General features: G+C 72.1%; 15 protein-coding genes. 6 read left to right on the plus strand and 9 right to left on the minus strand.

The annotated features are described in order from the left end of the window. Window positions 1-35: 35 nt before the first annotated feature. From BMG523DRAFT_RS02225 to BMG523DRAFT_RS02240, 4 genes are all read right to left on the minus strand, one after another. The gene (locus BMG523DRAFT_RS02225; RefSeq protein ID WP_011435206.1) at window positions 36-1,184 is read right to left on the minus strand and encodes an SIS domain-containing protein; all 1,149 of its coding nucleotides are present in this window, start codon (window positions 1,182-1,184) and stop codon (window positions 36-38) included. Between the two features lie 15 nt (window positions 1,185-1,199). Continuing rightward, window positions 1,200-1,397 carry a Trm112 family protein gene (locus BMG523DRAFT_RS02230; RefSeq protein WP_011435205.1) on the minus strand — a complete coding sequence of 66 codons (198 nt, stop codon included), beginning with the start codon at window positions 1,395-1,397 and terminating at the stop codon, window positions 1,200-1,202. Continuing rightward, entirely contained in the window at window positions 1,397-2,755 is a 1,359-nt protein-coding gene (locus BMG523DRAFT_RS02235) for a phosphomannomutase/phosphoglucomutase (protein WP_043590252.1), read from the minus strand. The genes BMG523DRAFT_RS02230 and BMG523DRAFT_RS02235 overlap by 1 nt, the downstream gene beginning before the upstream one ends. Before the next feature lie 232 nt (window positions 2,756-2,987). Beyond that, window positions 2,988-3,353 (minus strand): DUF3499 domain-containing protein, encoded by a 366-nt coding sequence (locus tag BMG523DRAFT_RS02240; RefSeq protein ID WP_035908204.1) that lies wholly within the window; start codon window positions 3,351-3,353, stop codon window positions 2,988-2,990. Window positions 3,354-3,754: 401 nt separating this feature from the next. On the opposite strand from BMG523DRAFT_RS02240, the gene BMG523DRAFT_RS27165 reads away from it, so the two are divergent. Beyond that, window positions 3,755-4,147, plus strand: a complete 393-nt coding sequence (locus tag BMG523DRAFT_RS27165) for a metallopeptidase family protein (RefSeq protein WP_035940918.1) — start codon at window positions 3,755-3,757, stop codon at window positions 4,145-4,147. Between the two features lie 70 nt (window positions 4,148-4,217). After that, entirely contained in the window at window positions 4,218-5,519 is a 1,302-nt protein-coding gene (locus BMG523DRAFT_RS02250; protein ID WP_011435201.1) for a type I phosphomannose isomerase catalytic subunit, read from the plus strand. 139 nt (window positions 5,520-5,658) lie between these two features. Here the strand turns inward: BMG523DRAFT_RS02250 and BMG523DRAFT_RS26150 are convergent, their stop codons facing one another. The 4 genes from BMG523DRAFT_RS26150 to BMG523DRAFT_RS02270 form a co-directional block, all read right to left on the minus strand. Next, entirely contained in the window at window positions 5,659-10,794 is a 5,136-nt protein-coding gene (locus BMG523DRAFT_RS26150) for a DUF5719 family protein (protein ID WP_051623738.1), read from the minus strand. 27 nt (window positions 10,795-10,821) lie between these two features. Further along, window positions 10,822-11,427, minus strand: coding sequence for a WhiB family transcriptional regulator (locus BMG523DRAFT_RS27170; protein ID WP_043590254.1), 606 nt, complete (start codon window positions 11,425-11,427; stop codon window positions 10,822-10,824). A gap of 448 nt (window positions 11,428-11,875) precedes the next feature. Further along, window positions 11,876-14,542 (minus strand): bifunctional FO biosynthesis protein CofGH, encoded by a 2,667-nt coding sequence (locus BMG523DRAFT_RS02265; RefSeq protein ID WP_051623739.1) that lies wholly within the window; start codon window positions 14,540-14,542, stop codon window positions 11,876-11,878. A 138-nt stretch (window positions 14,543-14,680) separates the two neighbouring features. Next, window positions 14,681-14,977, minus strand: a complete 297-nt coding sequence (locus tag BMG523DRAFT_RS02270) for a hypothetical protein (protein WP_011435197.1) — start codon at window positions 14,975-14,977, stop codon at window positions 14,681-14,683. A gap of 278 nt (window positions 14,978-15,255) precedes the next feature. Between BMG523DRAFT_RS02270 and BMG523DRAFT_RS02275 the strand changes: the two genes are divergently transcribed. From BMG523DRAFT_RS02275 to BMG523DRAFT_RS02290, 4 genes are all read left to right on the plus strand, one after another. Continuing rightward, window positions 15,256-15,864, plus strand: coding sequence for a TetR/AcrR family transcriptional regulator (locus tag BMG523DRAFT_RS02275; protein ID WP_035940905.1), 609 nt, complete (start codon window positions 15,256-15,258; stop codon window positions 15,862-15,864). 162 nt (window positions 15,865-16,026) lie between these two features. Continuing rightward, the gene (gene cofD, locus BMG523DRAFT_RS02280) at window positions 16,027-17,046 is read left to right on the plus strand and encodes a 2-phospho-L-lactate transferase (RefSeq protein WP_023839904.1); all 1,020 of its coding nucleotides are present in this window, start codon (window positions 16,027-16,029) and stop codon (window positions 17,044-17,046) included. Then, on the plus strand, window positions 17,039-18,367 hold the full coding sequence (locus BMG523DRAFT_RS02285) for a coenzyme F420-0:L-glutamate ligase (RefSeq protein ID WP_011435194.1): 1,329 nt from the start codon (window positions 17,039-17,041) through the stop codon (window positions 18,365-18,367). The genes cofD and BMG523DRAFT_RS02285 overlap by 8 nt, the downstream gene beginning before the upstream one ends. Before the next feature lie 160 nt (window positions 18,368-18,527). Beyond that, entirely contained in the window at window positions 18,528-19,334 is an 807-nt protein-coding gene (locus tag BMG523DRAFT_RS02290) for a DUF3105 domain-containing protein (protein WP_023839903.1), read from the plus strand. Window positions 19,335-19,432: 98 nt separating this feature from the next. Here BMG523DRAFT_RS02290 and BMG523DRAFT_RS02295 read toward each other — a convergent pair whose 3' ends face one another. Next, complete coding sequence (locus BMG523DRAFT_RS02295) at window positions 19,433-20,257, minus strand: alkaline phosphatase family protein (protein WP_349256652.1); 825 nt, start codon at window positions 20,255-20,257, stop codon at window positions 19,433-19,435. Between the last annotated feature and the right edge of the window lie 292 nt (window positions 20,258-20,549).

Consider the following 20,549-nt stretch of genomic DNA (forward strand, 5'->3'; position numbering starts at 1 on the left):
CCGCCTTCCGGCGGTCTGTCAGCGCCTGAGGTCTGTCAGCGCCTGAGGTCGTGGGCGGCGGGTACCTGCACGGGATCGACCCCGAGCGCCAAGGCGAGATAAACGGCCGTGTAGTCGAACAGGCCGATGAGTGAGGCGAGCCGTTCCAACGGCCCGCCGCCGTCGGCGCGCAGTTCGGTGACGCCGACGCCTCGCTCGGCCGCCACCGCCACCGCCGCCTCGGCCTGCCGGGCGACATCCGGACGTTCGACGTCGGGATCGCGCAGCAGGACCAGGCGGAGCCGGATCGACTCGTCCTCCTCGGCGCGGTCGCGGAAGAAGTCGTCGAGGTCGTCGCGCGCCGGGTCGCCAGCCGCCGCGAGACCCGCCCCGAAGGCACCGTCGAACAGCGCGACCTGGTGGCGGGCGGGATGCGGCAGCGCCCCGGCGATGGCCGGATACTTCGCGCTCGTCGCGAGCTGGGTGACGGCACGTTCGGCCACCACGTTCGTCACCGGTGAGGTTCCCCAGATGAGCGGCAACGTACCGGCCAGCTCGAGCGCGAGCGTCTTCGCCGGATTGACGAACGACTCGCTGGACGAACGGCAACGGGTCGCGACGTCCTCGAGGCGGACGGCGGCCGCCTCGATCGCCTCGTCCGCCACCCGCGCGATACCCAGGGCCCGGGCGACGATGATCAGTGGCAGCGACAACGACCACAGGACGGCACGAGCGGGCCGCTCCGCCGAAGTCACGACGAGGGGCGCACCGGCCACCCCGGCCAGGTAGGCCAGGGGGGTGTCGGCAGGGGCGACCACGGCCACCCGCGCGCCGCGCCGGTTCGCCTCCTCCACCGCCGAACAGGTCTCCGCGGAGGCACCGGACGCCGACACCGCGAGGACGATGTCGGCCACCCCCACCCAGCCCGGAAGGCCGTAGGTGTGGTGACCGATGACGGGCACCGGGCTGGCCGGCCCGGCGACGGCGGCGAGCACCTCGGCGGCCAGCGCCGCGCCGCCCACACCCACCACGACGACCGCCCGGGGCCGTCCGTCGGCGGCGAGGCGACCGACCCCGGCCTCCTGGGCGAGGGTGGCACCGCGACGGACCTGGCGGGCGGCGGAGGCGATGTGCGGCAGGAGACCGCCGGCGTGACCGGCGTCGATCCGGGCGGTGTCGTCGAGGATCGCCTCGTCGAGATACACGTCGAGGCCGCGGCGTCAGTTCGACGCCGACGCGCCGGAGAACGGGATCGCCTCGTCGAGCAGCATCACCGGGATGTCGTCCCGCACCGGGAACGCCAGGTCGCAGGCGAGGCACACCAGCACGGGGGCGCCGCTCAGCTCGTCGGGCCGCAGCTCACCGTGCTTGCTGCACGGGCAGACAAGGATCTCCAACAGCAGCGGGTCGAGACTCATCAGGCTTCCCTTCCGCTCCGGATCCGAGCGAGGATCTCGTCGCGCAGCCGGTGCATCGTGGCGTCGTCGGGCCCCTCCACATTGAGCCGCAACAGCGGCTCGGTGTTGGACGGGCGGAGGTTGAACCAGGATCCGTCCGAGAAGGAGATCGTCAACCCGTCCAGGTGGTCCACGTCGGCAGCGTCCGGCGCGTACGCCTTCTCGATCACGTTCATCGCCGCCGCGGCGTCCGCGATCTCGGAATTGATCTCACCGGACGCGCTGTAACGGGCGTACCCCCCGAGCAGCTCGGACAGCGGCCGGTCCTGGCTGCCCAACGCGGCGAGCACATGGAGCGCGGCGAGCATGCCGGAGTCCGCTCGCCAGAAGTCGCGGAAGTAGAAGTGACCGGAATGCTCGCCACCGAAAACCGCGCCGGTACGGGCCATCTCGGCCTTGATGAACGAGTGGCCCACGCGGGTCCGGACCGGGACCCCCCCGCGCTCGGTGACCAGCTCGGGGACCGCCCGGCTGACGATGACGTTGTGGATGATCGTGCCCCCCGGCTCCCGGGCCAGCTCGCGATCGGCCACCAGGGCGGTGATGGTCGACGGAGAGACGATCTCCCCCCGCTCGTCGACGACGAAGCAGCGGTCGGCGTCGCCGTCGAAGGCCAGGCCGATGTCGGCTCCGGAGCTGCGGACGGCGGCCTGCAGGTCCCGCAGGTTCGCCGGCTCGATCGGGTTCGCCTCGTGGTTCGGGAAGGAGCCGTCCAGCTCGAAGTAGAGCGGGATCACTGTCAGCGGCAGCCCGGTGAAGGTGGCCGGGACGGTCAGCCCGCCCATGCCGTTGCCCGCGTCCACGGCGACCGTCAGCGGCCGGATCTGCGCCAAGTCGACCAAGGTGCGCAGATGACGCACGTAGGAGTCCAGCAGGTCCCGCCGAGCCACGGTGCCGCGACGACCGGGACCGGCGGGAATGCCCGCCTCGATCATCGCGCGGATGTCGGCGAGCCCGGTCTCCTGGCCGATGGGTGCCGCGCCGGCCCGGCAGAGCTTTATGCCGTTGTACTTCGCCGGGTTGTGCGACGCGGTGAACATCGCACCCGGAATGTTCAGCGAACCGGCGGCGAAGTAGAGCAGATCGGTGGATCCCAGCCCGGCGGCGATCACGTCCGCGCCCTGGCTGGCCGCCCCTTCCGCGAAGGCCTCGGCGAGCGGGACCGACGACTCCCGCATGTCGTGCGCGGTCACGATCCGCGGGGCGCCGAGCAGCCGCACGAAGGCGGCTCCGGTGGCTCGGGCGACGTCGGCGTCGAACTCCGCCGGCACCACGCCACGCACGTCGTACGCCTTGAAGATCCGCGAGAGGTCACGCATCCCTTCCAACCCTTCTCCCTGGTGTCCCCCGGCACCGGGTGAATGGTGCCTCCCGGCCGCGCGGCCACTACTGCGACCGGCTCGGTTGACCTTATCCGCCGGGTCCGACACCGCTGGAACCGCGTCCGGGCGAACTCGCGCCGAACCACTCGCCGAACCACCGGTACCAGGACAAACGGAAGATCGGGACGACCACCTGACCGGGACGGCCAAGAGGTGGGAGCGCTCCGGATCAGGACGGGCTGGGAACGGCCCGCAGGTGACCCCGCCGGCCACCCGGGGGTGGGGCCTGCGGACCCTGCGGGGGCTCCGGCCCTCCCCGCCGGGACGCCTCACGCACGGCGTCCGCGAGGGCCTCCAGATCGTCCCCGGCCACCTCACGACCCCCCTCACGGGGTGCCTCGGCCTCGAGCCGGACCACAGCCCAGCCAAGCGGCACGGTGAGCCGATCCGCGTGGGTGCCGCACAGATCGTAGGAGTGTGGTTCGACGTACGGGGAGAGCGGGCCCAATACCGCCGTGGATTCCGCGTAGGCGTACGTGAGCGTGGCGACCGCGGCTGCGGAACAGGCCGAGCGGGAGCAGCGCCGAGGCTTCACGTTCCGGACGGTAGCCCCCGGAACGGACGACGGCCACCACCTCGGGTCGTGTCGCGTGGCGCGACGACTAATCGTCACGCGGCGTCGACCATGCCATCGCGGCCCGCATACAATATCCCTCGTTCAGCACGTATCCAGAGCGATTTTGAGATCATGGACCGTCCTCGAGCTGGTAGCGATGGGGGATGGAGCGCAGGGATGTGACCGGAACCGTCGTTGCCGCGCCCACGGATCGGCGCACCACTCCGAGCGATGCCGGAAGCGGCGCGGAGTTCACCGCGATCGACGGACGACCGTCCATCCTTGAACGCTACGCTGACAGGGTGACCGAGCCCGAGCGGTTCCCGGCAGTCGCCCGGCCGATCCCGCCACGGCGCCGGCGCGACCGGCGCGGCCGTGGCATCCGGGGCACTCTCCTTCCGCCGGACGTGCCCGCCTACGCCACCCGCGGCGACCGCTTCGACGATCTCGTCTTGGACGCCGTCGAGCATCTCGACCACCGGTGGTCCACTGAGCTCGCGGACGTCGAGTTCGCCGTCGAGGACGTACCGCCGGTGGCGGTGACCGATGACGAGATCCCGCTCGCCCATTACCAGCCGGCCGGCGGCAAGGGTCGGTCGGGAACCCCGCGACGCATCGTCGTCTACCGCCGCCCGATCGAGGCGCGGGCCGTCGACAGCGAGGACCTGGCCGAGCTCGTCCTCGATGCGATCATCCACGAGATGGCTGAGATGATGGGGGTCGACCCCGCCGTGATCGACCCGGAGGGCCACGGCTGGGGCGACGAGGAATAGCGAGCAACAGCGAGGAACAGCCGAGCCGCGGTGGCTGGCCGGCCGCAGGACACCCACCACGAGGGAGACCGTGACCACCAGGAACGAGCCCGCTCGGGCGACGGCATCCGGCGCCCGGGTCCTGCCACTGCACGGTCAGGCGCAGTCGTACGCCTGGGGGTCCCCAACCGCGATTCCGAACCTGCTCGGGGCGGCCGCGACCGGTGAGCCGGTCGCGGAGCTGTGGCTCGGCACCCATCCGGTGGCGACGGCCCTCGCCGAGGACGACGGCATCCGCCGTCCGGCCACCGACCTCGTCGGTCAGCTGCCGTTTCTGCTCAAGGTGCTGGCCGCCGAGAAGGCGCTGTCGCTGCAGGTGCACCCGGACCTGGCGCAGGCCCGGGCCGGCTTCGACGCGGACGACGCGGCCGGTCTCGGCTTGGGCGATCCACGTCGACGTTACCGTGACCGGAATCACAAGCCCGAACTGATCGTCGCGCTGTCCCCGTTTCGGGCTCTCGCCGGCATGCGTGATCCCGGCCGGACCCTCGCCATCGTCGCCCGGCTGGGCTCACCGGCCCTCACCGCCGCCTTCCGACCACTGGCCGACGATCCCTCGGGCGGCGCCGCACAGGTGCTCCGCTCCCTGCTGACCATGCCGCGCGAACCCGCCCGTGACCTCGTTCGCGGCCTCGTAGCGACGGCCCGCCGGCTCGCCGCCGGCCCGTACGGCGCGGCAGCGCCGACGGCGCCGGGGCCGCCCAGCGCCGAAACGGACGACACGGCGACGGACGGGGCCGCGGTGGACGGCGCCGAAGCCGATGACGTCGCGCGGGCGGCCGATCTGATCGGTCTGCTCGCGGCCGCGCACCCGGGCGACGTCGGGATCGCGGCCGCCCTGTTGCTGAACGACGTCACCCTGCGCCCCGGGGAGGGGCTCTTCCAGCCCGCGCGGCTGCTCCACGCCTACGTCTCCGGCCTGGGTATCGAGATCATGGCGGCCTCGGACAACGTGCTGCGCGGCGGGCTCACCCCCAAGCACATCGATGTCGACGAGCTCCTACGCATCCTCGATCCCACTCCGAGCGCGGCACCGATCCTCATGCCCCGTACCCTCGCGGTCTCCTCCGGTGGTCTGCTCCGCGGCTGGGATGTCCCCGTCGGGGACTTCGCCCTCACCGAGGCGATCTGCACCGGGGGTGCCCTGGACGTGGGACGGCCCATGCTGCTGCTGGCCATCGAGGGTGCGGTCCGGGTGACCGGCACCGCCGACGACGGGACGACCGTCGCCCCGGTGGAGTTGCGCGGGGGCCGGTCCGCCCTGCTGGCCGGATCCGCCGCGTTGACCCTCACCGGCACCGGTCGGGTCTTTCTCGCCGCTTCCGGCCGCTGACGGGCGACGCCACCGACAGGGCGGGGTGCTGACGGCCCGGAAGACCGGAAACGTCACGAACCTCCCGCACGTCCTGGGAGGACGCCGACCGGTGCCCGGCCCGCCACGAGGCGAAGGTCGAAGGTCGGCGGACACAGGCCTAGCCGCGCTGATACAGGACGGTGGGATCCTCGATGGAGACCGGAGCGTCGAGGAGCCTCGACGCCCCCCACAACGGAACGACGGTGGAGATGCTCCGCGGCATCACGGGCTTGGGCATCCCGAAGGTCGACGACGCGGCGGTCGACGACGCGGCGGTCGACGACGCGGAGCCGGTGGAGCCGGAGGAACCGGAGGGGGTAGGCCCACGGGGCGGATCCCCGGATACCCGGCCCTCCCCCGGCGTACCGGGGGGAGGGCCGATCACGGCGGTGGCCTCCAGCGGGCCGCCGACCGCGACAAGCCGTCCACCGGCCCGTCCGATCGGCATGCGGGCAGTCGCGACGGTGCCCGGCCGTACCCGTACCAGCTCGCCGTCGATCCACGCCGTGACCGCTCCCGCCGGAGCTGCGAGCACGACGACGCCGGTCGCGCCGGGCGGCACCGGTGGGAGGGAGACGACCGCGTCCGGCGCGGATCCCGCCCCGGCGGCCAGCCCCGTCGGCCCGGAGAGGCCGACCGCCTGGCCGTACGCGTCGAGCCCGCGCGGGTCGAGCGGAGGATCAAGGCTGGTGGCGCCGACCCAGGTGGATCCGCCGGCCGAGCCGGTCGACCGCTCTCCCGCCCGGCCCGACGGTGCGGCCAGTCCGGCGAGCACCGGTGCGTCATCGGCCGATTCGACCAGGACCGCCGAGGCGGCGCCCGCCGGCAGCGGCACGGGCGTGGTGATCGCACCCGTGGCGGGCACGACGACGGCCTCCAGGCCGATCGGCGTGTGCCGACCCGTACCCGTGAGGACCGTGATGCGCACCGTGGCCTCCCGCAACGGTGCGGCGAGCACCAGGTGCGCCGTCGAGGACGCTGACCCCGCCGGGACGACGACCCCGCCAAGCAGGAGACGCCGGGCCGGGGCGGAGGTGCTCGGGACAAGGCTCACCGGATCCGCACGCCCCGCCCGGTCCGTCCCCGGCACCGAGTCCGTACGCCCCGCGCTGGGCCGGTCCGCGACCCAGGTGAGAACCCGGCCGGAGCGCACCTGGACGTCGAGCGCGGTCGCGGTGGCCTCCGGTGCGAGGGAGGCGAGTCGCCGGATCACCGCGTGCTCCGGGGGCACGGTGATGTCCTGCGGCGACGTCGCCGGTCCGTCGGAAAGCACCCGCACGTTGATCCGGGCCGGTTCATCTGCCAGATTCGACCAGATCACCACCGGATCCCGACCGGCCACGGTCGATGGTCCGGTGAACCAGACCCGGGCCCGGGACGGCTCGCAACGCGCCTGAATCGGCCCGACGCCGTCCATTGACCCGACGCCGTCTTTGTCCCGGGCCGTCACGGTGGCCGACAGTCCCCCGGCGGACGCACCCTGGGCGGTCACCAGGATCGATCCGCGGCTGCCCGCCACGCCGGTGACGGCGCTGCTCTCCGAGGGCCGCGGAAGGTCCAGGTGACGTCGACCACGGGCGTCCATCCGTAGTCCAAGCCCTTTGGTTGGAACCTCGGACCCCACCGTGGACACCCGCACCCGGCCCGTCGGTCCACCGCCGGCGGCCACGTCCAGGCCGAGCGAACGGGCCCGCCCGCCCGGCCCGTCCGGATCGGGTGCCACCAGCGTCAGGTCCGGGCAGGCCAGCATGGCGCCTGACAGCGGCCAGATCCGTCCCTTCCCGGCACCGGTGCTGGTGCTGGTGCTGGTGCCGGTGCCGGTGCCGGCGAGGAACGCCCCGGTCAGCCCGAGCAGTCCGAGGACCGCCAGCGGCAGCACCGTCCGCGAAACGACCGTCCGCGAAACGACCACGACGTGACACGACGGCCGCTGGTATGACGGCCGTTCGACCTTCCCGACCCGCCCCGGCTGCGTCGCAGCCGGGGGAGCCATCCGCCGCGACCGCATGACCGGGATTCCCAGCATGACCGGGATTCCCAGCAGGACGAGCGCGGCGAGTGCCGCAGCCTGGCCCACCACTGCCCGGTGGGGTGAAGTCCGGTCGTGGTCGATGCGGAGCCGACCGCCGTCGGGCGGCAGTTGGAATCCGGCTGCCCAGCCCCACGCCCGGAACGGAGCCAGCGGCCGGCCTTCCAGCCACGCGTGCCATCCGGCATCCGCCGGCACGGCGAGCACCAGGCAGCGTGCCGGGCCGGACCGGGCTGCGAGGGCGGGCAACCGCTCGCCGGAGGCCAACCGACGTACCGAGGAGGGCGCTGGCGGCAGCGGCGCCGAGAGGAGGGGAGGAACACCCGGCGCCGTACCGATCGGGCGGGTTGTCGGCCTCGTCGCCGCGGGAGCGGAGTGCCGCGCCACCGGCTCACGACGATCGGCCCGATCGGACTCCATCACCCAGGCCAGGGGTCCGCCCGCCCACCCGGATGCGTCCGGTCGCGGCGCGCCGGCCCCACCGGGCTCTCCCAAGGCCGTCGCACCACGGGCCGCAACGGCGGGGCGCCAGAGGATCGCCCCCGGGCGGGGACGATCCCGGATCAAGGACGGCGTCGCGTCCAGGCGGGCGACGAGCTGAGAGGCCGAGTCGACCGTAGGTACAGCGACCGATGTCACGCCCAGAAGCGGGAGCCAGCCGGCTGCCCGGCCACCGTTGGTGGCGAGGTCCGCGACCATGTCGGCGAGGAACCGGCCGGACCGCCGCGGGGTGCGGGCGCCGGCCTCGGGAAACGTCGGCCCGGACGCGGAGGCCAGGGTGTACCGGATCGTTCTGGCCGAGGCCGGTTGGTGCAGGACGAGGACGCGGGCACCCGGCCCGGCGGCGCGGGTCACGGCCGCGACCGCGTGGGCGAGGGCGGACCCCTCGACGCCGGCCGGGTTCGCCCCTGTGGTGTCGCCGGGCCGGGCCACGTCCACGGCCAGGAAGCGGGCGGCAAGGATCAGCGGCCCGACGAGGAGGAGCAGCGTCACGGGAAGGACCACCAGCACGGCCGTGCGCCGCCGGCGGCCCCGCTCCCGGCCCGCGAGGCGGCCGAACAACCAGCAGGCCAGACATCCACCGACGAAGCCGGCCACATCGGCCCTGGGTCCGCTGTCCGCACCGGCCAGCAGGGCCAGGGAGTACTGGGGCAACCGGGCCAGGGTGATCGCCGATTCGGTGAGGACAGCGACGGGATCCACCCGCAGGTCCGGAAGCACCGGTATGATCGTCGCGAGCAGAGCGACGATCATACCGGGCAGCCTGGACCGCGCGGTCAGGAACGCGACGACGACCAGGCCCGCCCAGGCGATGGCCAGCGTCGACGGGGCGCAGGCGATGAACCCGACCAGACAGATCGCGAGCGTCCACACCGGCCGGCCCGGCGCCCCACCGACGCCAAAGCCGGAGCCGTCCCGCCGGTCCCGCAGGACCGCGTCGGCGGCGGCGAGCACCAGGGGAAGGCCGATCACCGCGCCCACGGTGTCGGTGCGGCCGGCGAGGACCGACCCGGTCATCACCGGGTTCAACCCGTAGCCGGCGGCGAGCCCGAACCGGGCGATCGGATGTGGTCCCAGCCGGGCGAGGGCCCGGTAGACGCTCAGGCCCGCGAGCGCCGGGCCGGCCGCCAGCAGGATCCAAGCGGCCGGCGCCGGCCTCCCCCCCAGCAGAGTGGCTGCCGCGGCGAGCAGCGCGGTGAAAGGGGGTGCCGGCCCAGGACCACTCAGAGGTCCATCGGGCGCCCCCGCCCATCCAGACCACACGGCCGACCACAGGTTCCGGCTGCCTGCCGGGAGCGGCAGGCCCCCGCCGAGCATGTCCGCCGGCATCCCCCGCATGGCCAGGAGCCCGACGGCACCCAGCAGGGCCGCCAGGGTCGTCGGCGGCCAGGCCGGCCGGCGCGGGTGCACATCCGGTCTGGGCCCGGTGACCATCAAGGTGGTGTCGGCGACGTCTTCGGCGGCTCCGGCCCGATCAAGGAGATCATCGGCGCCGGCTCCGCGCCGCCACGGCAGGCGGGCCGGGAACAACGGGCGGACGGCCCGATGCGGCACCGCCCACGTGCGGGCGGCGCGCCGACGCATCCGGCGCAGCTGCCATGGCCGCCCCAGCACGGTACCGGCGAGCGTGAGCTCGGCGAGCGCCGCCCGGCGTCGGCCGCGCAGGAGCAGGCCGAGGGTGCGCACGACCGTTCCGACGAGCAGGGCGACCACCATCGCCGGAAACAGCACCGTCGCCGTGTTCGCCAGCCGGACCCGTAGAACCCCCGCGCGGTCGGCCGATGCCCTGGGGAAGGCCGGCCCCCCGGAAAAGGCTGAGGCCGAGGTCACGGTCACCGTGGCCGACGGGACGACGACGACCCGTAGGCCGGCACGGGCCACCCGCCAGCCGAGATCGATGTCATGACCACCATCGAGCTCGGGGTCGAGTCCACCCAGCAGTCGCCAGACCACCGCCCGCACGAGCATGCCCGAACACGCGACGGCGAGGACGTCACGTACCCCGTCACACTGTCCATGATCATCATAGTCCGGGCGAATTCCGGGATGCCGTCGCCCGGCCCGGTCGACGCTCACCCCGGCTTCAACCACCCGGGGTCTCGTCACCGGCCGGGACCGCGCACCTGCCGGTCCAGCGGAACCGCCCGCTCCGGCGGGTGGGACGAATTCGGCGGGTGGGGCGGATTCCGGAGCGCGGGCGAGCAGTTTGGGGCCGAGGACGGCGGCGCCCCGGTCCAGCCGGGCGTAGGCCAGCAGGGTGTGCAACGCGCCCGGGGTGGGGATCGCGGTGTCGTCGAGGAGCCAGACGAATCCGTGCTCCGGTGGGTTCCCCAGCCGAGCCAGCCCCACGGCTACGGCGGCGCCGAACGGTGTGGCGGACGGCACCTCTACGACGAGGGGCTCGGCGACCGGGTCACCGGCCTGAGCATCCGCGCCGTCGGTGCCCGGGTCGACGGGATGGTCGGCGGACGGGAGGCGACCCTCCCCGTCCAGGGGAGACGCGCGTTGCCGGGGAACGCATCCCCCGCCACCGAGCCGCACCTCGACGACCCGGTCCGGCGGTCTGGTCTGGGCACGCAGGGCGGCCCGGACCTGGGCGGCAACGTCGGGTCCACCACCCCCTCGACCGAGCACGCAGACCGCGACGACCGGCGGCCCCGCGTCATCGGCCACGGTCACCGCGGCGACCGTGGCCGCCTGTGACCTGCCCGGATCGCCCGTCATGCGCCGACCGCCGGTCACCGGTCGGGATCAGACCGCTCGGCGTCGCTGCTTGCGCCTCTCCCGCTCGGACATGCCGCCCCAGATCCCGAACCGCTCGTCGTTCTCCAGCGCGTACTCCAGGCACTCGGCCCGGACCTCACAGCCCGAGCAGATGCGCTTGGCCTCGCGGGTCGAGCCGCCCTTCTCCGGGAAGAACGCCTCGGGATCGGTCTGCGCGCACAGCGCGCGTTCCTGCCACTCCATCGCCTCGCCGAGAAGGTCCCCCATCCCCAGATCGATCACCTGGGCGAGGGCGGACCTCCCGGCCGATCCACCAAGATCCTCCAAGTCCTCGGTCTCGGCCTCGTCAGCCTCGTCAGCCTCGTCGACATCGTCGACATCGTCGATGTCCTCGACGGAATCGTCCTGGATGTCCTCGACGAGGTCGGTGCCCTCGGCGACGGACCGACCGGTCAACTCGGGGAGGGCGGGAGCGGCCGTGGCCGGCACCCGCGCCCGCGGGACCGTTTCGGATGTGGCCCGGGTGTGCCGTTCGGTGAGCACCCGCTCAGGGTGATCAGCGAACGGGTCATGCTCAGCGGGACGCTCGACGTCCGCGAGGACAGTGTGGACGCCCGCGTCGGCGTGCTCCATGTGGACTCCTCCAGACCCGTCGCGGTGCGGTCGGCCACCCCTGGGCGCCGGCGCGCAGGTGACTAGTTTCCACACCGGTCAGGCGACGCACTACCGCACGAACCCCGCCAGCGGGGGGAATGACACGCCGGTAATTACACGCTCCAGACTCGATCGCGTCAACCCCACCGTCGCAACATCTTCTACAACCAGCGATGAGACCATAGCTCACAGTCACTACAGCCTGTCGCCGAGGGTCCACGCAACCCTCCCTTCCGTCACTCTGCGCGATCAGACGGGTCGCGGCAACGGCATTATCCCGCCCAGATCTAAAGGGCATAAACCCCTAAAAGGGCAGGTCTGAGCTCGGGCAACCGCCGCAGGCGCATACCGATCAGCCGCCAGACCCGGCAACCCCAGCCCATTCGACTACGGAGAGTAGTTTTTGGTGATCAGAACTTGGCGGGTGTCAGGACACCACCGGCAGCATGGCCCGGACGGTGCGGCCCCGGGCAGCGCGAAAGCGCTCGTCAGGGATCCGGCCATACGTGGTGGTGCGTTGCCGAGCGGGACGACCCGCCCCCGCGGCCACCTCCTCGAGTTCGGCCACGGAGCGCCGCGAGCCGTGCTGCGAGCCGGCCATCCGACTGATCGTCTCCTCCATCAGCGTGCCGCCGATGTCGTTCGCCCCACCGGTGAGCACGGCCCGACAGCCCTCCACCCCGAGCTTGACCCAGGAGCACTGGATGTTGTCGATCGAGCCGTGCAGCAGAATGCGCGCCATCGCGTGCACAGCCCGGTTCTCCTGGCGGGTGGGGCCGGGACGAGCGACACCGGCCAGGTAGATCGGCGAGCTGTGATGGACGAAGGGGAGGGCCACGAACTCGGTGAAGCCGCCGGTGGAGTCCTGGATGCGCCGTAGCAGGCGCAGATGGGCCACCCAGTGTGCGGGGGTGTCCACGTGCCCGTACATCATCGTGGCCGAGGAGCGCAGGCCGACCCGGTGCGCGGTGGTCACCACCTCGACCCAGCTCGCCGCGGGCAGCTTGCCCTTCGTCAGCACCCAACGGACATCGTCGTCGAGGATCTCCGCCGCGGTGCCGGGGATCGTGTCGACGCCGGCCTCACGGGCCGCGGTGAGCCAGTCGCCGATCGACAGGCCGGTGCGGGTGACGCCGTTGAGAACCTCCATCGGCGAGTAGGCGTGCAGATGCAACCCCGGCGCCTGCCGCTTGATCTCACGGGCAAGATCGAAGTACGCGGCGCCCGGTAGATCGGGATGGATCCCGCCCTGGACGCAGACCTCGGTCGCGCCGACCGCCCAGGCCTGCGCCGCCCGGCTGCCCACCTCGTCCAAGGACAGCGTGTAGGCGTCGGCGTCCCCACGGCGTTGCGCGAACGCGCAGAACCGGCATCCGGTGTAGCAGACGTTGGTGAAGTTGATGTTGCGGTTGACGACGTAGGTGACGTCCTCGCCCACGACGTCGCGGCGCAATCCGTCCGCGAGCGCGCAGAGCTCCTCCAGGGCGGCGCCGTCCGCGCCGAACAGGGTCAGCGCCTCGGCGTCGGTGATCCCGGCCGGATCGGACCCGGCGTGGCGCAGGGCGGCGAGCATGTCGGGGTCGATCCGCCGCATGGCACCGGCACCGGCAGCCGCGCCGGCCCGGCTCGCGATGGCCCGGCTGCCCGTGCCGACGACTCCGTCAACCCCCGTCCCGGCCGCGCTGACCTGTGCCCGAAGCGACTCCCAGTCACCGTAGACCGTGTCGAAGTCCGCCCGTTTCTCGCTGCGGCGCCCGACCGTGTCGACCGCGGCGTGCAGATCGGTGCGGCCGGTGTCAGCGAGTCCGCCGTCGGGCTCCTGCCAGGGGCGGCCGACCGGGAGCACGCCGTCGGCGAGCAGGCCGTCCACGCCGGCCAACGCCCCGACGTGTCCGGCCAGGCGCGGGTCGATCCACGGTTCACCGAGATGGGAGGGGTAGACGGTGAGCCGGGGCCGCAGCGTGAACCCGGCCTGCGCCGTCACGGCCGCCAGGACGTCCAGGTCCGGCCAGGGCCGCTCGGGGTTGACGTGGTCGGGGGTGACCGGGGAGACGCCGCCCCAGTCGTCGATGCCGGCCGAAAGCAGCAGGGCGCACTCCACGGTGTCAACGAGGTTCGGCGGAGCCTGCACCCGCATCGTGGGGCCCAGCACCAGCCGGGTGACCGCGACGGCCGCGGCCAACTCCTCGGCACCGACGTCGGGCGCGGAGCGCATCGCGGTGTCGTCCTTGGCGCGGAAATTCTGGACGATCACCTCCTGGATCGACCCATAGCGGCGGGCCAGACCTCGAAGCTCGAAGATCGTCTCGGCCCGCTCCGTCCGGGTCTCCCCGATGCCGAGCAGCAGGCCGGTCGTGAACGGGATCGACAACCGCCCGGCGTCGGTGAGGACCCGCAGGCGGACGGCCGGGTCCTTGTCGGGTGATCCGTAGTGCGCCCCGCCCGGCTCCGACCACAGGCGGGTCGCGGTCGTCTCCAGCATCATCCCCATCGACGGGGCCACCGGCTTGAGCCGGGCGAGTTCCACCCAGCTCAGTACACCCGGGTTGAGGTGCGGAAGCAGACCGGTCTCCTCCAGCACGGCGATCGCGACGGCACGCAGGTAACCCAGCGTCGAGTCGTAGCCGTGGGCGTCGAGCCATTCCCGGGCCGCCGGCCACCGATCCTCGGGACGATCACCAAGCGTGAACAGCGCCTCGGCGCAGCCCGCCGCGGCGCCCGCCCGGGCGATGCCGAGCACCTCGTCCACCGTGAGGTAGGGGGCGGGCAACCGGTGCGGCACGGTGGCGAAGGTGCAGTAGTGGCAGCGGTCCCGGCACAACCGGGTCAACGGGATGAACACCTTCGGCGAGTAGGTGACGACACCCGGCCGCCCGATCGACGCCAGACCCGCGTCGCGGACCCCGGCCGCCGAGCGGCACAGGTCCGCGAGGTCATCGCCGCGCGCGGCCAGCAGAATGGTGGCCTCTACCACGTCGAGCGTGGCGCCGTCCCGGGCCCGGCGCAGCGCCCGGCGCAGCGCCGACGGGGACGGTGGGGAACTGGATTCGGCACCGCTGGATTCGGCACCGCTGGATGTCGCCGCCGTACTCATCATGAATTCCTCTGATTCTCCGGCGGCGCCCCCGGCGCCCGGCAGGTGAACCGGTCCGGTCGGTGGCCATCGGGATCGAAGGGATGCGGTGTCGAAACGGTACTGAGCGGTTCGGGAGGAAACCCGGTCGGCCCGGAGTCAGGGGGTCACGCGGCCGGCCGCACGCCACCCGGTGGCGGGTCTGCGCAGCCGGTCGAGCGTGCCGATCAACATATTCGTCCGCCGGCGCGAGGCCAGCGTCTCGACCAGAGCCTGCGTCCGGTCGGCTCGCCGGCCGGCGCCGGCGACGTCGGACCCGTCCGGCGTCGTACCGGTGGTCTGTCGCATCTGGGCCCGGCGGGCGGCCACGACCTGGGGGGCGCGGACCCCAGCAAGCGCGCGATTAAGGGAGGCAGACAGGGCTTCGAGGCTCTTGGTGGTTCTGATATCGGACATGACGGTCCTTCCAGCAACGTAGAGAGCTGGGATTCACTCTCACAGCTCTCTCTAATCGGAATCAAGAGAAAGACGGTGAGCAGGACACATCCGCCCGAGACGTCCACCGGACCCCGCTACCCGAGCCCGGCCGGAGTGCACCCACCGACACCGGGACACGATTCCGATCATGCCGGCGTCGGGACGGCGCCGGCGTGCGCCGGCGTACCGCACGGGGGCTACCACTACTGGGCATCGATTTTCTCCTGCCCCACCATGGGAGTCGTTACGCTGATCAGGTGCCACGCAACCGCCAGGAGGTTCCCCGCGAGGAACGGATCGATGCGTTGCTCACCGTCGCCGAGGAGCAGTTCCTGGCCCGCGGGTTCGCCGGGACGTCCATCGCGGAGATCGCCCGTTCCGCCGGCATCGAACCGGGCTCCGTCTACTGGTATTTTCGGTCGAAGGACCACGCCTTCGCGGCGGTGCTGAACCGACTGCTCGACGTTGAGGTCGACCGGATCGCCGCGTTACCCGGAGACCCGGCGGCGAAGCTCTTCCTTGCCCTGGACTCGGTCGAGCGGCGCCGCACGCTGCATCCCTGTGTCGCCGAACGCGCCCCGCACGCCGCGCCGGTCATGGAGTACCACGAGCGGCTGCACGACTGGCTGCACGGGCTCGCGCTCGCCGCGGTGCACGACTTCGTGCCCGAACCCGATCGGGAGCTCGCGGCGGACGCGGTGGTCGCCACCATCGAGGGCGGGCTCGCCAACCCTGCACCCTCCCGGCCGACCAGCCATCTCGTGCACTTTCTGCTCTCGGCCTTCTGCACGGACACGCCGATACCGGCGAAGCCGGAGTTCCACGGATGGATGACGCCGTTGTTCGCCCGACCGAGGCTCGGTTAGGAACCCCGACCGAGGCTCGGTCAGGAACACGACCGGCGCGCCCGCCCCGGTCCGGAGAAATCCGTCCGTGGCCCGGCGGTGGCCGCTATCACCCCGGCCGGGAGATCCACCACCGCCCACCGGTGCCCCATCCGTCGGGGCGCGGTGCCAGGATTGGTCGGTGTGAGAGTTACAGCCCTGGCTGGCGGGATCGGTGGCGCCCGGTTCCTGCGCGGCGTGCTCGCGGCGCTGCCGGAGGCCGACGTGACGGTAATCGGCAACACCGGCGACGACATCACGTTGCACGGACTGCGCATCTGCCCCGATCTCGACACCGTCATGTACACCCTGGGCGGCGGGATCTCGGCCGAACGGGGCTGGGGGCGCGAGGGCGAGTCGTTCGTCGTGGCCGAGGAACTCGCCGCCTACGGCGTCGGGCCGGCCTGGTTCGGACTCGGCGACCGCGACCTCGCCACCCACCTGGTGCGCACCCGGATGCTCGACGCCGGCTACTCCCTCTCGGACGTGGTCCGGGCGCTGTGTGAGCGGTGGAAGCCGGGGGTACGGCTGCTGCCGATGTCGGACGAGCGGGTCGAGACCCACGTGGTGATCTCGGACGCCGACGGCCAGCGCGCGGTGCACTTCCAGGAATGGTGGCTGCGGCTGCGTGCCGCCGTGCCGGCACAGGCGATCATCCCGGTAAACGCGGAAAAGGCCAGGCCCGCGCCCGGCGTCCTGGCCGCCATCGCCGACGCGGACGTCGTACTGCTCCCCCCGTCGAATCCGGTCGTCTCGATCGGCACCATCCTCGCCGTTCCCGGGATCCGCTCGGCCGTGCACGAGACCGCGGCGCCGGTGGTCGGGGTGTCGCCGATCATCGGCGGCGCGGCCGTGCGCGGGATGGCGGACGCCTGCCTGGCCGCCATCGGCGTCGAGACCTCCGCCCAGGCGGTAGGCGTGCATTACGGCGGCCGGGGGCGCACCGCCGAGCCGGCCACCGCGCCCGCCACGACCGGGCACGGGACGGCCCCGCGCCCGGGAGACGGGACGGCGGACGGCCTGCTCGACGGCTGGCTCGTCGACACCGCCGACGCCGGCGCGACCGTTCCCGGCGCGACCGTGGCCGCGACACCCCTGTTGATGACCGATCTGAAGGCCACGGTGGCGATCGTCCGGGCGGCTCTGGAGCTCGCCGGTGTCTGAGCGCAGCGCGGAACGGGCGCTGCGCGTGTTCCCGCTCACCGGCATCGGCGAGGTCCGTCCCGGCGACGATCTCGCCGTCCTGGTGGCCTCGGCCGTCCGGACGCACGGCCCGACACTCGCCGACGGCGATGTCGTCGCGGTCACCTCAAAGATTGTTTCGAAGGCCGAGGGACGGCTCGTCACGGTGTCCGGCGACCGCGAGGAAGCCAGACAGGCCATGATCGACAGTGAATCGGTACGCGAGGTCGCCCGGCGCGGCCCGACCCGGATCGTCGAGACGCACCACGGTTTCGTCCTCGCCAGCGCGGGGGTCGACGCGTCGAACATCGCCAAGGACTCCCTCGCCCTGCTCCCGGTGGATCCGGACGCCAGCGCCAGGCGGCTGCGGTCGGGCCTGGCCACCGTGCTCGGCGTGGATGTCGCCGTCATCGTCACCGATACCGCCGGACGGCCGTGGCGGCGCGGCCTGACCGACATGGCCGTCGGGGTGGCCGGCATGGCGGCGCTGCGCAGCCACGTCGGCGACCTCGACGGCTACGGCAACGAGCTGGGGATGACCGAGGTGGCCGAGGCCGACGAGCTCGCCGCGGCCGCCGACCTCGTCAAGGGCAAGCTGGGCGCCACACCGGTGGCAGTCGTCCGCGGCTACGGCCGGCTGCCCGACGACGGCGCCGGCGGGCGGGCACTGCTGCGTCCCGCTGGTGAGGACATGTTCCGCCTCGGCACCCTCGAGGCGCGCCGGGCGGCGCTGCGCGACCGGCGCACCGTGCGGGACTTCTCCGACGCCCCGGTCGACCCGGCCGCGGTCGACCGGGCGATCGCGGCCGCACTCACCGCCCCGGCCCCGCACCACACCACACCATGGCGTTTCGTGATCGTGACCGAGCGGCACGCCGCGCTGCTCGACGCGATGGCCGAAGCCTGGGCGGACGATCTACGACGCGACGGGTTCGACGAGGCGGCCGTCGAGCGTCGGCTTCGGCGCGGCGAGGTGCTGCGGCGTGCCCCGCTGCTGATCGTTCCGATCATGGTCCTCGACGGCGCGCATCCCTATCCGGACGCCCGCCGCGCCGCCGCCGAGGAGCGGATGTTCACCGTCTCCGTCGGGGCCGGGGTGCAGAACCTGCTCGTCGCCCTGGCCACGGAGGGTCTGGGGTCGTGCTGGGTGTCGTCGACGCTGTTCTGCCCGGAGGTGGTCACCCGGGTGCTCGACCTGCCGGCCGATTGGACACCGATGGGCGCGGTCGGGGTCGGGCACGCCGCCGCGCCCGCACCCGCCCGACCGGACCGCGATACCGCGGCGTTCGTCCTCCACCGCTGACCTCGTGGCCGACCTCTTCCGGGTGGCCCGGCTCCGGGATGATCCGGGACGCCACGGTCACGGTGCGGCGTGGCGGAACAGGGCGTGTCCGGTGGTGTTCGGCGGGTCGGATCCATCCTGCCCGGACGACGTGGTTCAACACTTCGTAGGATCAGTTGCCGTGGGTAAGAAGAGCGTCGAACGCAACACCCGGCTCGAGCAGTTGCGCCGTGAACAGAAGCGCAGGGAACGCCGCCGCGCGCTGCTCATCTACGGGACGTCGGGGCTCGTCGCCGTCGCGCTCCTCGTCGGCATCATCATCTACAGCGTCGCGGACAGCAGATCGAAGAACGAGGCCCGCAAGGTCGGCTACGTCGCGCCGGCCTCGGCGGCCGCCACCGCGGCCGGGTGCACCGGCACGGCGAACGACCCGTTCCGCGGCTCGACGCACGTCAGCACGGCGGTCACGTACGAGGCGTCACCGCCATCCTCGGGTAACCACAACCCCGACCCCCTGCCCGACGGCATTCCCTTCTACAACCCGAACTCGGGCATCTCGGTGGAACGGGCCGTACACAACCTCGAACACGGCTTCGTGATCGGCTGGTACGACAAGAGCCTGCCGACGGATCAGGTCGACAAGCTGCGCAAGCTCGCGGCGGACGCCGGGCCGCGGTTCATCGGTGTGCCCTGGCCCCGGAGCACCTTCGTCGACAACAAGCACTTCGTCCTGACCGCCTGGGACCGCACCCAGCGCTGCTCGACGGTCTCCGCGGACGTAATCAAGGATTTCGTCACCAAGCATGCGAACCCGGACGCCGCCGGGGCCACCTGGGACTCACCGACCGCGCCGGAGTCCGGCGCGGCGGGCGGCACCCTGAACGTGACGGCGGACGGCCCCCTGGTGGATCCGGGCGCGGCCGCCTCCCCGATCCCCGGCGCGGGCACCATGTCACTGTCGCCCACCACCCCGGCCCCGGCACCCTAACCCTCTCGGCCGGGGCGGAGATGTCGGTGACGAGGCGGGCCGCCCAGGACGAGCACCGTCCCGGGCACGGCCCGCCCGGCTAGCTCCAGATACCGGTGCTAGCTCCAGATACCGGTGATGTCCGATGCGCTTCCGGCGTTACCCGCGTGGGTGGTCAGTCCACTCAGGTCCTCCAGGGTACGTAGCACGTTGTAGTGGTTGTAGGTCGTCGACGAGCTGCTTCCGGGGGTGACGTGCGCTCCGTAGAGCACCGTGGTGATGTGATTGCCGCTGGAGCCGTTGTCCTCGTCGAAGGTCACGATGAGCAGACTGTTGTGGGTCTGGGCCCAGGTCGCGTAGGCGCTGAGATTGCTCTTCAGCCACGTGTCACCGGTGGAGACCGAGCAGTCGTGCATGTCGTTGCACAGGTTCGGGATGACGAACGAGACCTTGGGCAGCGTGGAGTAGTTGCTCGGGAACTGGGCGAAGGTGTGGGCGGTGTTCAGCGGCACGTTACTGAAGGCGAACCATGGATTGTGCTTGCGCGCATACTTGGTGCTGCTGTTGGTGCACACCGTCGAGCCCTCGGCGGGCAGGCCCTCGTTGTAGCTTCCCCAGGTGCGACCGGCGGCGATCAGCTCGGAGCCGAGATTGGCGGCGCTACTGAACCCCGGCGTGTAGCAGTTGTCGTTGGTGATGCCCTGGGTACCTCCGGAGAAGAGGGCGAGATAGTTGGGCTGGCTCGGGTGGGTCAGGCCGTACGACGCGGTGAGGTTGGCGCCACCACTTTTCAGTGTATTGTTGATGTAAGGGGCGCTGGAACTACCGATGATCTGCGAGTAGGAATGGTTCTCGAACACCACCACGACGACATGGTCAGGGCTGGGCAGCGCCGCCGCCCGCGCGGGCGCGATATTCCAGGATACGAGCACGGCGACGATCAGACCGACGGCAAACGCGGTCAACACGAGACGTGAACGCCGGACACCGGCGAGAACGGACACGGCAGGCCTCCCGAGGAACCAGAAAAGTAACAACGAGTTCTTACCGTGGAGCCAGATCAGGTTAGAGCCTCCACCGGACATCGTCAGTGCACCAGAGGTAAGAACCGGGGAAACAGGAGGGGCCGGATCCCGAACGGGAGATGTCGGGTTCTCTCCGCATCGGTAACCCGAGCGGGGTCGCGCGGAGGCCGCGGGACGAATTTCCCACGGTGTTTCTTCGGCGTATCTGTGG

The sequence above is a fragment of the Frankia sp. BMG5.23 genome (assembly GCF_000685765.2).
In the GTDB taxonomy this organism is placed as follows: Bacteria; Actinomycetota; Actinomycetes; order Frankiales; family Frankiaceae; genus Frankia; species Frankia casuarinae.

What these genes read in the sequence shown, in the direction of transcription:
- BMG523DRAFT_RS27170 (WP_043590254.1), bottom strand. Translation starts at nt 11,427, where the DNA reads ATGGAGCACGCCGACGCGGGCGTCCACACTGTCCTCGCGGACGTCGAG.
- BMG523DRAFT_RS02265 (WP_051623739.1), bottom strand. Translation starts at nt 14,542, where the DNA reads ATGAGTACGGCGGCGACATCCAGCGGTGCCGAATCCAGCGGTGCCGAA.
- BMG523DRAFT_RS02270 (WP_011435197.1), bottom strand. Translation starts at nt 14,977, where the DNA reads ATGTCCGATATCAGAACCACCAAGAGCCTCGAAGCCCTGTCTGCCTCC.
- BMG523DRAFT_RS02230 (WP_011435205.1), bottom strand. Translation starts at nt 1,397, where the DNA reads ATGAGTCTCGACCCGCTGCTGTTGGAGATCCTTGTCTGCCCGTGCAGC.
- BMG523DRAFT_RS02235 (WP_043590252.1), bottom strand. Translation starts at nt 2,755, where the DNA reads ATGCGTGACCTCTCGCGGATCTTCAAGGCGTACGACGTGCGTGGCGTG.
- BMG523DRAFT_RS26150 (WP_051623738.1), bottom strand. Translation starts at nt 10,794, where the DNA reads ATGACGGGCGATCCGGGCAGGTCACAGGCGGCCACGGTCGCCGCGGTG.